Origin of the sequence: Marinobacter sp. CH_CUG1437-1 (assembly GCF_037029655.1) — a bacterium.
Taxonomy (GTDB): domain Bacteria; phylum Pseudomonadota; class Gammaproteobacteria; order Pseudomonadales; family Oleiphilaceae; genus Marinobacter; species Marinobacter salsuginis.
The window spans coordinates 717,755-730,495 of the sequence record NZ_JAYMEW010000002.1; the positions used below are offsets into that span (position 1 = coordinate 717,755).

Genomic DNA, 12,741 nt, shown 5'->3' on the forward strand with positions numbered 1-12,741 from the left:
ATCTGCCTTTCAGTCTTGGGAAACCTTGACGCGGGTGAAGGACGCTGCCGAAGCCGATGCATCCTGCCGGCCTGCCTGAAACTCATAACCCCGACGGCAGGCCTCAATGGCAGCTTTGCGGCGGCGCAGGGACCACACCATGAGGCCAATCATCAGCAGGAAGAAGGCAGCGTAACAGGACCAGACGTAGGGCCCATGACCTTCCATCACCATAAATGCCGAAAAGGAATCAAATGCCATACTTCAGCCCCTCCCGGCCAACACGTAATCTTTAACCCAGCGCGTTCTCTGTTCGCGTAAGAGAATCTCGGTCTGCATGCGCAAACACGCCAGCCAGCCGAAGAGCAGGTACAACCCGAGGACAGACAACAGCAACGGGACCCACATCTCTGCCGGCATGGACGGCTTTTCCGTCAGCTTGAACGTCGACGGCTGGTGTAACGTATTCCACCACTCAACGGAGTACTGGATAATCGGTATATTCACCACCCCGACCAGCACCAGCACCGCTACCGCCCGAGCAGCAGATTTTTCGTCGTTAATCGCCCTGTCCAGCGCAATCACGCCCCCGTACAGGAACAGCAGGATCAGCATCGAGGTCAGTCGGGCGTCCCAAACCCACCAGGTGCCCCAGGTGGGCTTGCCCCAGACAGCACCGGTGAACAGGGAAAGAAAAGTCAGCACCAGGCCCACCGGAGCGACCGACTTCACGAACACATCGGCCAGTTTCATACGCCAGACCAGAGTGACAACGGCTGCCACTGCCATCATTACGTAGACAGATTGGGCGAGAAAGGCCGTCGGCACGTGAATGAAAATAATCCGGTAGCTGTTGCCCTGCAGGTAATCCTTGGGCGCAAAGGCCAGCCCCCAGACAATGCCCGCCATCAACAGCAGGATCCCACCCGCCAGCAGCCAGGGCATCAGCCGGGTTGCAATCCCGAAGAACCATTTGGGAGAACCCAGCTTGTGAAAAAATTGCCACATCAGATGGTCACCGTCCTACCGTTACCTTGTTTTACCCGTTAGACAGGCTGATACGCAGCGCCGCTGCCGATGCGAAGGGCGCCAGAGTCAGCGCGAGCACCAGAAATGCGCCCATCAAAGCGAGATAGGCGCCCACGGGAGCGCCCTCCGCGGCCGAAGCCACTGTTCCCGTGCCAAAGATCAGGACGGGAATGTACAGCGGAATGATCAGCAGGGACAAGAGTACCCCTGCCGACCGTAATCCAAGTGTCAGTGCCGCGCCGATTGCCCCTATCAGGCTCAACACCGGTGTACCGATCAGCAGCGTTAGACACAAAACTCCGATGGAGTTCCCGTCGAGATGAACCATTACGCCCAAAACCGGCGTGAGCACCACCAGTGGCAAGCCTGTTAGCACCCAGTGCGCCGCCGTTTTGGCCAATACCAGCAGAAACAGGGGCTGGGGCTGAAGCACGAGCTGCTCAAGCGTGCCATCATCGAAATCATGGCGAAACAAATGGTCCAGCGACAACAGCACCGATAGCAATGCCGCCACCCACAGGATACCGGCTCCGGACTCGCGCAAAAATGCCACTTCCGGACTGACCCCGAGGGGAAAAAGACTTACAACCATCACGAAAAACAGGAGCGGATTGAGCAGATCCTGGCGCTGCCGGAAGGCCACCTTCATATCCCGGGCAAACACAGCCTTCATCGCTGCCAGTGCACCGACGCTGTCCTGTTGCAAACTCAGTACCGGCCGACAATCAGCATTCATTGGCCGCACCTCCACCCAGAACAATGCGCTGCATACCGGGCAAATTCAGATCGTGGTGCGTCGTCACAACCACTGCACCTCCCTCGGAGGCGCGCTGTTGAAGCAGGTTCTCAATGGCGCTGACACCGGCCGAATCAATGGCGGTAAAGACCTCATCGAGCAACCAGAGAGGCTCATCGGCAATCAACAGGCGCGCCAGGGCCACCCGCCGTTGCTGACCGGCAGAGAGATTCCGGCAGGGCACATCCTGAAACCCCGCCAGACCGGTACCTTCAAGCGCCTGACGCAAAACGGGGTCCGGCAGCGGACGCCGCCCCGCCGTCAGTGCCCGAAGATTTTCCAGGGGTGTCAGCAATGGCTTGATGCCCGGACGATGGCCAAGGTACAGGGTATTCCGGAGAAACTCCTCCCGCTGAGCTGACCTGGGTTGGCCGCACCAGAAGAGATTGCCCGACCAGGCATCGTTCAGACCGGCCAGCATCCGCAGCAACGTGGTCTTTCCAGAGCCGTTCGGCCCCTCGACACGGGTGACCGTACCGGGCAGTATGGAGAACGACAGGTCACGGAACAGGATCCGTTCATCCCGTTCGCACTGCAGTTCGACAGCCTGTAATAACGGCTCAGACATCAGGTCCCCGTAACCAGGACGATGCACGTGAAGACGGCATCGGGTGCATTCGTGACATCGACGGCCAAGAGCATTGTTCGCGCGTGACCTGCCGGCGCGGCGTATTATAACGAAAGCGCCGGCGGATTACTCTTGCTCAACATCAAATCAGTGACCATGAAACTACCCAGCGGACAACAGCCCCCGACACCCCCGGCCCAGCCAGCAACGCAGACTTCCCGGCCCTCGGTCACAACCGAATCGGCCCGGGAGCCCCTGCCGGCCTCTGCCAGGCAGCTGCTCGACCAACTACAGTTGAAAAACCGGGAAACAACCCTGGCCCGGGTCGCAGAGATCATCAACCGTCAGGGCGGCAACAGCGCAGACCTTTTGCTGGACATTCGCGGCAAGTCACTTCTTGTCCAGGCCGCCGTTGGCAAGACCGAGCTGGCGACCGGTGACTGGGTAAAGGTAATGCGGGCGGGCAATGAGCTGCAGCTGATGGGCAAACTGGCGCCCGCGCCGGAGGCCGGGATCGCCCGGGCCCTGGCCCAGCGGCTGCCCTGGCAACAAACCCTGGACGCAGGCCTGGCAAGGCTGTTGGGCACACTGACACAGGGAGTCCGTCAGGAACCACTACCAGGCCAACTGCCGTCATCCCTAAGTCCCCAACCTCTTCCGTCGGCCGCCCGGCAGGCTATTGAACAAATAGTGGCAAGGCTGCCATCGGGGAACAGCTTGACCCCCGGTGCCGGCAACCAGGAAACGACACCGCAGCAGGTCCGCCAATGGCTGTCGGAAAGCGGCCTGTTCGCCGAGTCACGCCTGTCCCAGACACCCTCTGCCCAGTTACCCGATCTCAAGCTGGCACTTGGCAGGGTGATTTCCGCCTTGCTTGCCCACCAGGGCAGCACACCGGAACACTTCAACCGGCTGACCCCTATCTCAACGCCGGAACTCATGCAGGCACCCTTGCAGTTTCCCCAACCCCTCGCCACACCCCAGCCCCCCGGTAGTGGTGATGCGCCGACCGTGGGCCAGATGCTCCGCCTGCTGGCCGGGATGCTTAACCGGATCACCGTCAACCAATTGCACAGCCAGGTACTCACGGCCCGTGGTGGCGGCGAGGCGCCGGGGCCGGCACCTGCTTCCACCCTGGTACTCGATCTGCCCTGGCTGACACCCCAGAACGAGCCAAGACTCGCTCAGGTTCGGATCGAACAGTACCCTGAAGACAGGGAATCAGAGGGCAGATCCGGGAAAACCACCACGGCCGAGTGGCGTCTGTCGCTGACCATGGATCTGGATGAGGCCGGCCCCCTGCACTTCGATGTCGCCCTCCGCCAGCAGGCAGTGAGCGCCCGGGTGTGGGCAGAGAAACAGGCAACCCTGCGCCAGGTGAACCAGGAACTGCCCGCATTGCGCCAGAGCCTGACCGACCTCGGCCTGGAAGTGACCGACCTGGACTGCCGCCGCGGGACGCCCCAGAGCAGCGCCACCCGACTCGAACACAGACTGGTGGATACCCGAGCATGACAACAGAGACAGAACACCCGGGCAGAGCGGCGGTTGCGCTTAAATACGATGGCGAAAAAGCGCCCACCATCAGCGCCACCGGCACTCACGAACTGGCCGAGGAAATCATCCGCATTGCCCGGGAGCACAATGTGCCTCTTTACGAAAACCCGGAGCTGGCCAGCATTCTGGCGCGCCTGTCGCTAAATGAAGAAATCCCCGAGTCGCTGTACCGGGTGATTGCGGAAATCCTGGCGTTTGCCTTTCACATTCGGGGCCTGACTCCCGAGGACCGCAAACCCGGTACGCCAACGGACGACTCAGTGAATGAGTGAGCGCAGCGCCCAGGCCTGCTGCCAGTTGTCACCCCGTCTGGGCGCCACTGTTGTTTCAAAGTAATGGCGCAGCCTGCGCCGGTCTTCAGGCTGGTCCTTGAGTGCGGAGCCTACGATGTGATGCATCAACTGCTCCACCGTGATGCTGCCCCCACCGTAATACCAGGCATTGAGACTGGCCGCGTGGGCGACCGATACGGCTTCTGCCGTAGACAGCGCCGAGCCGGCGAGGCGATCGGTACTGCGTCCGTCCAGGGTCTGGCCGTTGCGTAACTCGTGGAACATGGTCACGAGGATCTCGATGACCGACTCCTCCAGCGCCACCTCAATTCCGGCCCGACCATTGGCCCTGCGAACCTCCCGCAGAACGACATCCATTTCGTCGGACAGGTTTCGGATCGGCCGGATTTCCTCAAAATCCATCCGCCGTTTAAGCGCGGCACTCATGCGGTGAACACCCTCATCGATGCTGTTGGACGTGGCGATCACGTTGAAACCTTCCCGCGCGAGTACCACGCCGTCATCACCTGCCAGCTCGGGAATCACCACCACCCTGTCGGAAAGAACCGACAACAGCGCGTCCTGAAGCGCCTGGGGACAGCGGGCAATCTCTTCAAACCGGACCATTCGCCCCTCTATCATGCCCCGCAGCAAGGGGCTGGGCACCAATGCTTTCAGACAGGGACCATCGGTACGCAGCACCGCCTCGTTCCAGCTGTACAGCAGTTGGCCCACACTGTTCACCGCCCCACCCTGCAGGGTCAGTGTAGAGTTCCCCGAAATGGCGGCGGCCAGTAATTCCGACAACCAGGATTTGGCCGTGCCAGGCTCGCCCACCAGAAGGCAGCCGCGGCTGGTACACAGGGAAATGATGATCCGGACCACCATGGCCCGTTCGGCAACGAATTTCCGCTCAATGCCGAGTTTCTCATCCCCCATCACGAACTTTTCCACCGCCCGCGGAGACATTAACCAGCCGGGTGGCACCGGACCATGATCAAGGCCTCTGAGCTTGTCCAGCTCAGCGCCATAGACCACTTCCACGGGTTCCCGCTGGGCCGCCTTGTTAACCGATTGCTTGTTGCTCATTGCTGACTCCTGCGGCCGCCACGGACTTCCGGTGCCATGCGCTCCCTGGGGAGAATCCGCGGCAGTTCGGAAAGCGGGATAATGCCTTCAATCACATGATCCAGGGCGCTGTCGCGCATGGTCACCAGGCCGGCATCAAGGGCGCGCCACCGCAGTTCCCCGATGGGCGGTTGGCTCGAAATGGCGTTGCGGATGTCCGAATCGACTTCCATATACTCAACAATCGCCACCCGGCCCTGGGTGCCACGCCCGTTGCATTTATCGCAGCCGGCGCCTTCAAAACAGCGGAAATCCGCCGGCGGGCCATCGGGAAACACCTCGGACAGAATCACCGGATCTGGCTCGGCAGGCTGGCTGCAATGCTTGCAGATACGCTTCGCCAGGCGCTGGGCAATAACGGCCAGCAGCTCACCGGCGATGGAGTTGGGATGGATCCCAAGATCGTAGAGGCGTTGCAGTGAATCCACCGCGTCGTTGCAGTGCAGCGTCGACAGAACCACGTGCCCGGTCTGGGAAGCCCTGATCGCCTCCAATGCCGTTTCCTGATCGCGGATCTCGCCCACCAGAATGACATCCGGATCTTCCCGGACAAACGCTCTCATGGCGTCGGCGAAACCAAAGCCGATTTCCGAGCGAACCCGGGTCTGCTGGATGTTATCGATGGAATACTCGATGGGGTCCTCCACCGTAATCACTTTCCGCCGCCCATCATCGGCAAGAGTCTGCAGCCCGGCATACAGGGTGGTGGACTTGCCGGAGCCGGTCGGCCCCACCACCAGCACCAGCCCCGCCGGGTTGTCGAGCAATCGCTGGTAGCGGGCACCGATCATCGGTGACATGCCGAGCTCGGCGATGGTCATGGCCCGGCCTGTCTGCGGCAACAGCCGGATAATCGCGTGCTCGCCATGCAGCGAGGGTTGGGTCTGGATTCGCAGGTCGTAGGCCATATCGCCAAGCTGAAGTCGGGATCGCCCGCCCTGAGGCAGCCGGTGCTCGGCGATGTTCAGTTCCGCCCGCAGCTTGATCACGTTGATCACCCCTTTTATCTCCCGGGGCGATAACTGGTACTGGGGCAGATCATGGAGATCACCATCCACCCGCAGGCGGATGCGAATCCGGTCACCGTACTGTTCGATGTGAATATCGCTGGCTTTTTCGCTCACGGCATCCAAAAGGATGGCCTCGTAGACAGACACCAGATAGGGGCTGACATGCTTGTTTTTCGGATCGTTGCCCAACAACTGATCAGCGCTGCCGTTTGGATGGTCTGACTGTTCCGGGCCAGGTCCATGATCCGCCACGAAACTGCGACCCTTCGCGGTCAGATCAAGTGCTGACCAGAGACGGCGGAAGTCTGTAGGAGTCACCAGCAGGCAATCAACCACCTGGTTGGGGCTCAGGCGCTCAAGCTGATCGGTGCGGGCATCCGGATCATCGGTCACAACTGTGATCCGGCCATCTTCCTCGGCGATGGGGATCAGTCGCGACAGGTCCAGAAACGTCCGGGAAAACCTGCGGAACAGCGCCGGGTGGAGCTCAGGCAGAATCTCGTCGGCATCGGTGAACGTCATGCCACGCTGGCTGGCAAGAGATCGATAGAGATCCATCTCTTCAAGATTCAGTTTGCGCCGGAGAACTTCAAGCAGGCGGCAATTCTGCTTGGCCGCCTCCGCCTTCGCTTCGGCCAGGATCTTGTCATCCACAAGGCCCTGATCGATGAGGATCTGCTCAACATTGCGATTGAAATCGACCCACCCCAGTGTCCTCACCCGCTCCAGTCCCGCGTCACGGCGCACAAACATGGCGAGGCTCGGAACAGGTCCGGCGCGCCCCTCCAGGCAAACCAGGTGCCCTCCTTGCCGCACCAACCGGGCCAGAACGTGGCGCTCGGTGATAAACGTTGTGCACAAAACGAGATCACAAAGGGGATCCGGTTCCGGTGCGTCTTCCGCACTGGCCACCAGAACATCCACATTATGCATACCAAGCCGGAAGAATCGCTCCCTGGCGGCCTCGGCGACAACGGCGTTTTTTTCCAGATAGATTACCCGATGGGCCAGGCCTGATAGCACAGCGGCGAGATATCCGGAGCCACCACCCACGTGCATCACCACCTGATCCGGTTCGATCTCTGGCAACAGGGAGAGAATGTGGCTGACGGTTTCTTCGCGGGGGATGGAATGGCCGGTTATCGATGGAACCAGATCAGAACCGGAAACAAAATCATGGCGGGATACAGATCGGAGGGCCTCAAGGGCCCTCGGATAAACTCTCTTCATTCAACAGCGTCCGTAACGGCATGGTATCAGGCCGCCTGACGTTTTCTGAGTGCTGACACCAGCTCGGCCTCGGGACGGGAAATTCCGCACGTGTTCATAAGATCGTCGATATCGGCGCCGAGATCAACCAGTCGAGAGGCCTCATCATAGGAGATTCGCAGCGGATCGTTCTGGCGCATTTCATCGAGTGTGGTTCGCAGCTCGTGCAACTGGCGTTCACAAGTGACGAGCCGCTGCCCTACACCCATGCTTCCGCTGGTGGTGGCATGCAGCTCCCGGCCAAGGGTATCGCACCGTTCTTTCAGGTTCGCTCTGAGGCTACGTACCTGGCGCCGAAGCACGAGGCCCTGCACGAATACCAGCGACAAGGCGGCAACAGTCAACGCCCAGGGAAGATACGAAGGAATTTCTGCAAACATGACGGATGTCTCCCGTTAATTGCCACGGAAGGCATCCATCTTCAGGCCCGCAACGGGTTGCCCCGGATTACAGTGCCGCGATTTCAGCCCACTCGTGGTCTGACAGCATCTTGTCGAACTCGACCAGAATGATCAGTTCGCCATCCTTGTTGCACACGCCCTGGATAAACTTGGCACTTTCCTCGTTACCCACGTTCGGTGCGGTCTCAATTTCGCTGGCTTTCAGGTACACCACCTCAGCCACGGAATCCACCAGAATGCCCATGACCTGGTTGGCCGATTCCATCACCACAATCCGGGTGGCATCGGTGACTTCAGCATCCGCCAGGCCAAAACGCCGGCGGGTGTCGATGACCGTAACCACGTTACCCCGGAGGTTGATGATGCCGAGCACGTAATCCGGAGCTCCCGGAACCGGAGCAATCTCCGTGTATCTCAGCACTTCCTGGATCTGCATGACATTCAGACCGTAGGTCTCATCATCCAGCCGGAAGGTAACGTACTGCAGTACCTGATCGTCCTGGGCCTGATTGGTTTGTCCGCTCGGGGATGCCATTGCGATGTTTCTCCTCTTGGGCTGCCCGGCGGGCAACCTGATCGTCAAAAAAATATCATCAGTGCCCAATACTATAGTTAAGGGCACAAACCGTGCCAGCACGGCTCGGTTTCATTCAGTAACCGTTGTTTGCGTCAACTAAGATCCAGATGGTGCTCTCTTTCCGCCCGCTCCAGCAAGTCTGCCATGGTGCGCACATCAATCAGTGCGCACATATGGTCAATCACCGTGCCGGCTAGCCAGGGCCGTTTGCTGCGGGCGCTGCGCCAGCGCACTTCGTCGGGCCGGAGGGTGAAAGACTGGGCCACATCGTCACAGGCCAGCCCCCACTCACTGTTATCAAGCCGGATCACGAAGCGATAGTTATCACGGGCGCCAGGGGGTACCCGCCCCGCCATGATCCATTCAGCGGAATCCACAACCCGCAGGTTCTGGTCCCGATCCGGGCGAATACCCATGTACCAGCGTGGACTGCCCGGGATCGGCCGGATCTCTTCCTCAATACGATGGATGGCGCCCAGAAGAATCAAAGGCACCGCCAGTTGCAGCCCGGCAACCGTGAATATCAGGCACTCGAAGGGCTGCTCCGACCACTCGGGGCGCGATGGTGGCGCAGCCGGCTCCGGCTCGGGCCGAACCTCCTCTCTCTGCTTTGGCACAGGCACTTCCGGAGCCTGGCGTACCACTGGCCTCGCTGGCTCTGCCGGCTTTTCGGGCGCCGGGCGCCGCGGCTCGGGTCTCGCCGCCGGTTTTTCGACGGTTGGTGCCGGAGCTGGACTCGGTCGGGTTGCTACCCGGGGCTCTTCACGCACCGGTTTCACGGGCGCCGGCGTCTCGGTTTCCTCCCGAAGTGCGGTGTCAGTGGCCGTATGCAGCAGTTCGTCAAGGTAACTGGCAATGGCGGTTTCCGGATCCGCCAGCCTTGTCAATTTATCGTCAGCCATGCTGACGCTCCTTGACCGTGCCCACCCGACTCATGAGGTCGTCCAGCAGGTGACTGTACGCCCGGACACCGTGGGTTTCCGCATCCAGTGCAGAGGGCGTGATACCGCCCTGGCTGGCATCCCGGAACTTGGTGTCCACTGGAATGGCAAATTGCCACAGGGAGTCACGGTAGGTTTTTCGGAGCAGATTAAGGCTCTTCACCGACGCCTGGGTACGGCGGTCAAACAGGGTTGGCACAATGGTGTAGGGCAGCTCGTTTTTCTGGGAACGCATGATCATCTTCAGGGTATGCAGCATGCGCTCCAGGCCCTTGATGGCCAGAAACTCGGTTTGCACGGGAATAATCAGATGCTGCGCCGCCGCAAGGGCGTTGACCATCAGAACCCCGAGCGAGGGGGTATTGTCCAGCAAGACATAGTCGAAATCGTCCCAGAGCTGGGCCAGGGCCCTGGAGATAATCAGCCCCATGCCCTCAACCCCGATCATCCTGCGCTCAAGGGTAGCCAGAGCCGCACTTGCCGGTAGCAGGGACAGCCCCTTGCAGCTGGTTTCGGTAATCAGCTGGGCCGGAAGACCCTCGGGCACCTTACCCTGATGCTGGAACAGATCGAAAACGCTGTGGGCGATGGTATCCGGGTCATACCCGAACCAGCTGGTGAGCGAGCCGTGTGGGTCCAGGTCTACAACGAGAACACGCTTGCCTCGCTCGGCAAGCAAGCCGCCCAGCGCGACAACACTCGTGGTTTTACCGACACCACCTTTTTGATTGGCTACTGCCCAGATTCGCACGCTTCGATTCTCCAGAGAACACGTCGGTGTGGCCGAACTTTAGCAATAGCCACAGACCGGTTATCGGCCACTCCCCGGGCAACTTGAACGAATTGCATTGGGGAGTGCCGGCAAGCTCTTGCCGGCGCCTTTTTGTTAACGGGGATTAATACAGGAACCGTGCCAATGGCTCTATACGCATCTGCCGACGATGCCATTCAGCGCATAGCGCCGCGGATACTGGCGTCACGGGAAATCAGCAATACCACCCGCCGATTTCTGCGCCGTCCCTCTTCCGTGTCATTCCGGGCAACCGGCTGATACTGGCCATAGCCCACAGCCGCCAGACGCTCCGGCTCGATGCCCTCCATCACCAACATCCTTACCATCGAGGCGGCCCGGGCGGCAGACAATTCCCAGTTGGAGGGGTAGCGCGAGGTACTGATCGGCTGGTTATCAGTGAAGCCTTCCACTTTAACCGCGTTGTCCCGGTTATTCAGGACGGTGGCAATCTTCTCGACAACATCGAACGCGTCGTAATGGGGCTCGGCGTCACCGCTGCCAAACAACAAACTGTTGGGCAGATTCAACTCCAGCCACTCGTCACTGGTCTCGAGTGACACGACCCCCTGGTTGATCAGTTCATCGAATTCCATGGACAGCTGGTCGGCCATGGCCCGGAGCGCTTCCGTTCGGGCCTGGGCGTCCATTTCCGGATTACGGGGGGCTTCGGTCACTGCTGGCGGAATGACGTTTTCCGCAGGGGCGTTCAATGATCGTTGGGGCTGATCGCCAATCTCGATGGGCTGAAAGGACCTCTGGGGCGCGTTAAACACACCGGTCAGGGTTTCCGACAGGACTTTGTACTTGCCTTCGTTAACAGATGATACCGAGTACATCACCACGAAAAAGGCAAACAGCAGCGTGATGAAATCCGCATAGGAAATCAGCCACCGCTCCTTATTGTGCAGATCATCCTGGGGTTGCCTACGGCGCCGCATAAGTTGGCCTGCGCATGCTTACTGCAGGAAGCCCCGCAGCCGCAATTCGATGGATTTCGGGTTTTCGCCTTCGGCGATGGCAATAAGACCGTCGATCATCATGTCCTCATATCGGGTCCGTTCCCGCACGATGCCACGCATCTTGTTGGCAACTGGAAAAAACAGCAGGTTGGCCAGGGCCACACCGTAAATAGTGGCGACAAAGGCGGTCGCGATCCCGCTGCCCAGAGACTGTGGATCCTCGAGGTTGGTCATTACCTGGATCAGCCCCATCACCGCGCCGATGATGCCGATGGTCGGCGAGTAACCGCCCATGGCCTCGAACACTTTGGCGGATTCCAGATCACGCTGCTCCCGGGACTCGAGATCCACCTCCATGATGCCCCTGATGGTTTCCGTTTCTGCTCCGTCCACCAGCAGTTGCAACCCCTTGCGGGCGAAGGGTTCAGGTTCCCGCTCAGCAAGCCCTTCAAGACCCAGCAATCCCTGCTTTCGCGCTTTGACACTCCAGTCGATGACCTTGCCAATGCCATCTTCGAGATTGATAAACGGCGGGACGAACACCCAACGCACCTGTACAAAGGCCCGTTTCAGCATGGGCCAGGAGGTCTGCAGGATAGTGGCCGCCAGGGTACCCCCAATGACGATGATGGCTGCCGGCCCATTAAACAGGGAGCTTACTGCACCGCCTTCAAGCAGATTGCCGCCAAGTATCGCGGCAAAGGCCAGTATGACCCCCAGCAAACTCAGGATATCCATCAGCAGACACCTTCGACCAGACGCGGACCGATTTCGTCCAGGGACAGGACATCGTCAGTCAGTCCTGCCTTGGCAACGGCCATGGGCATGCCATAGATAACCGATGACTTTTCATCCTGGGACCAGATGTCCGACCCGCTCTGCTTCATCATCCGGCACCCTTCCTTGCCGTCCGAGCCCATGCCGGTGAGAATGACGCCGAGCGTCTTGCCCGGGAAACTCCGGGCCAGGGAACCGAAGGTTACGTCGACACAGGGCTTGTAGTTGAGCCGCTCGTCGCCGGGGAGGATGCGGATCCTGGCCTGCCCACCCCGGTTCTCAACCATCATCTGCTTGCCACCCGGTGCCAGAAGAGCAAGTCCCGGCCGCAACACATCGCCATCCGCGGCCTGCCGGACTTCAATCCGACAGAGCTTGTTCAGGCGTTCAGCGAAAGCCGGCGTGAAGCTGGCAGGCATGTGCTGTACCAACACGATGGGAGCCGGAAAGGTTGCGGGCAACGCCGTCAGTACCCGTTGCAGGGCAACAGGTCCACCGGTGGAGGTTCCGATGCCAACCACAGCGTAATGCTTTGCCGGGCCTCGACGGGTAGGACGCCTCGGCGCCTCGGGTTCAGGAGCAGCCGCAGGGATGTGGGCGCCTGGCCGCTGGCGCGGCGTGACTTCCGCACGAGGACGGGCCGGCGTGGCGGGAGCGCGGGACGTGGGCGCCGACGGTTCGGGGC

The 12,741-nt window shown here is 60.3% G+C and carries 15 protein-coding genes; 2 read left to right on the plus strand and 13 right to left on the minus strand.

Features of this window, described 5'->3' with window-relative positions; translation table 11 throughout:
• Positions 1–9: 9 nt before the first annotated feature.
• The 4 genes from ccmD to ccmA are packed head-to-tail and all read right to left on the minus strand — an operon-like array spanning position 10 to position 2,372.
• On the minus strand, positions 10–240 hold the full coding sequence (gene ccmD / locus WA411_RS08640) for a heme exporter protein CcmD (protein ID WP_069183216.1): 231 nt from the start codon (positions 238–240) through the stop codon (positions 10–12).
• Between the two features lie 3 nt (positions 241–243).
• Positions 244–987 carry a heme ABC transporter permease CcmC gene (gene ccmC, locus WA411_RS08645; protein ID WP_069183215.1) on the minus strand — a complete coding sequence of 248 codons (744 nt, stop codon included), beginning with the start codon at positions 985–987 and terminating at the stop codon, positions 244–246.
• 31 nt (positions 988–1,018) lie between these two features.
• Positions 1,019–1,744, minus strand: coding sequence for a heme exporter protein CcmB (ccmB, locus tag WA411_RS08650; RefSeq protein ID WP_209396886.1), 726 nt, complete (start codon positions 1,742–1,744; stop codon positions 1,019–1,021).
• Entirely contained in the window at positions 1,734–2,372 is a 639-nt protein-coding gene (gene ccmA / locus WA411_RS08655) for a cytochrome c biogenesis heme-transporting ATPase CcmA (RefSeq protein WP_136629812.1), read from the minus strand. Before ccmA ends, ccmB begins: the two co-directional genes overlap by 11 nt.
• 132 nt (positions 2,373–2,504) lie before the next feature.
• On the opposite strand from ccmA, the gene fliK reads away from it, so the two are divergent.
• Together fliK and WA411_RS08665 are read left to right on the plus strand one after the other, a co-directional pair.
• Positions 2,505–3,887, plus strand: a complete 1,383-nt coding sequence (gene fliK, locus WA411_RS08660) for a flagellar hook-length control protein FliK (RefSeq protein WP_291906800.1) — start codon at positions 2,505–2,507, stop codon at positions 3,885–3,887.
• A complete protein-coding gene (locus tag WA411_RS08665; RefSeq protein ID WP_291906797.1) occupies positions 3,884–4,201 on the plus strand; it encodes an EscU/YscU/HrcU family type III secretion system export apparatus switch protein in 318 nt (105 codons plus the stop codon). The genes fliK and WA411_RS08665 overlap by 4 nt, the downstream gene beginning before the upstream one ends.
• On the opposite strand, the gene WA411_RS08670 is transcribed toward WA411_RS08665, so the two are convergent.
• The 9 genes from WA411_RS08670 to WA411_RS08710 all read right to left on the minus strand — a co-directional run.
• Positions 4,187–5,290, minus strand: a complete 1,104-nt coding sequence (locus WA411_RS08670; RefSeq protein ID WP_291906794.1) for an ATP-binding protein — start codon at positions 5,288–5,290, stop codon at positions 4,187–4,189. The two genes, WA411_RS08665 and WA411_RS08670, sit on opposite strands and share 15 nt — an antisense overlap.
• A complete protein-coding gene (locus WA411_RS08675; protein ID WP_291906792.1) occupies positions 5,287–7,569 on the minus strand; it encodes an ATPase, T2SS/T4P/T4SS family in 2,283 nt (760 codons plus the stop codon). The genes WA411_RS08670 and WA411_RS08675 overlap by 4 nt, the downstream gene beginning before the upstream one ends.
• Positions 7,570–7,595: 26 nt before the next feature.
• The gene (locus tag WA411_RS08680; RefSeq protein ID WP_291906789.1) at positions 7,596–7,988 is read right to left on the minus strand and encodes a DUF2802 domain-containing protein; all 393 of its coding nucleotides are present in this window, start codon (positions 7,986–7,988) and stop codon (positions 7,596–7,598) included.
• Positions 7,989–8,055: 67 nt separating this feature from the next.
• Positions 8,056–8,544, minus strand: coding sequence for a chemotaxis protein CheW (locus WA411_RS08685; RefSeq protein WP_008173094.1), 489 nt, complete (start codon positions 8,542–8,544; stop codon positions 8,056–8,058).
• Positions 8,545–8,678: 134 nt separating this feature from the next.
• Positions 8,679–9,488 carry a chemotaxis protein CheW gene (locus tag WA411_RS08690; protein WP_153633603.1) on the minus strand — a complete coding sequence of 270 codons (810 nt, stop codon included), beginning with the start codon at positions 9,486–9,488 and terminating at the stop codon, positions 8,679–8,681.
• Entirely contained in the window at positions 9,481–10,278 is a 798-nt protein-coding gene (locus tag WA411_RS08695; protein ID WP_069183207.1) for a ParA family protein, read from the minus strand. The genes WA411_RS08690 and WA411_RS08695 overlap by 8 nt, the downstream gene beginning before the upstream one ends.
• Before the next feature lie 197 nt (positions 10,279–10,475).
• Positions 10,476–11,258 (minus strand): flagellar motor protein MotD, encoded by a 783-nt coding sequence (motD, locus tag WA411_RS08700; protein WP_064228817.1) that lies wholly within the window; start codon positions 11,256–11,258, stop codon positions 10,476–10,478.
• Positions 11,259–11,276: 18 nt separating this feature from the next.
• Positions 11,277–12,017, minus strand: a complete 741-nt coding sequence (locus tag WA411_RS08705; protein ID WP_069183205.1) for a flagellar motor protein — start codon at positions 12,015–12,017, stop codon at positions 11,277–11,279.
• Positions 12,017–12,741: chemotaxis protein CheB (locus tag WA411_RS08710; protein WP_336119308.1), on the minus strand; the 725-nt coding region annotated here is incomplete at its 5' end. The genes WA411_RS08705 and WA411_RS08710, both read right to left, overlap by 1 nt.

What these genes read in the sequence shown, in the direction of transcription:
- ccmD (WP_069183216.1), bottom strand. Translation starts at nt 240, where the DNA reads ATGGCATTTGATTCCTTTTCGGCATTTATGGTGATGGAAGGTCATGGG.
- ccmC (WP_069183215.1), bottom strand. Translation starts at nt 987, where the DNA reads ATGTGGCAATTTTTTCACAAGCTGGGTTCTCCCAAATGGTTCTTCGGG.
- ccmB (WP_209396886.1), bottom strand. Translation starts at nt 1,744, where the DNA reads ATGAATGCTGATTGTCGGCCGGTACTGAGTTTGCAACAGGACAGCGTC.
- ccmA (WP_136629812.1), bottom strand. Translation starts at nt 2,372, where the DNA reads ATGTCTGAGCCGTTATTACAGGCTGTCGAACTGCAGTGCGAACGGGAT.
- WA411_RS08665 (WP_291906797.1), top strand. Translation starts at nt 3,884, where the DNA reads ATGACAACAGAGACAGAACACCCGGGCAGAGCGGCGGTTGCGCTTAAA.
- WA411_RS08670 (WP_291906794.1), bottom strand. Translation starts at nt 5,290, where the DNA reads ATGAGCAACAAGCAATCGGTTAACAAGGCGGCCCAGCGGGAACCCGTG.
- WA411_RS08675 (WP_291906792.1), bottom strand. Translation starts at nt 7,569, where the DNA reads ATGAAGAGAGTTTATCCGAGGGCCCTTGAGGCCCTCCGATCTGTATCC.
- WA411_RS08680 (WP_291906789.1), bottom strand. Translation starts at nt 7,988, where the DNA reads ATGTTTGCAGAAATTCCTTCGTATCTTCCCTGGGCGTTGACTGTTGCC.
- WA411_RS08685 (WP_008173094.1), bottom strand. Translation starts at nt 8,544, where the DNA reads ATGGCATCCCCGAGCGGACAAACCAATCAGGCCCAGGACGATCAGGTA.
- WA411_RS08690 (WP_153633603.1), bottom strand. Translation starts at nt 9,488, where the DNA reads ATGGCTGACGATAAATTGACAAGGCTGGCGGATCCGGAAACCGCCATT.
- motD (WP_064228817.1), bottom strand. Translation starts at nt 11,258, where the DNA reads ATGCGGCGCCGTAGGCAACCCCAGGATGATCTGCACAATAAGGAGCGG.
- WA411_RS08705 (WP_069183205.1), bottom strand. Translation starts at nt 12,017, where the DNA reads ATGGATATCCTGAGTTTGCTGGGGGTCATACTGGCCTTTGCCGCGATA.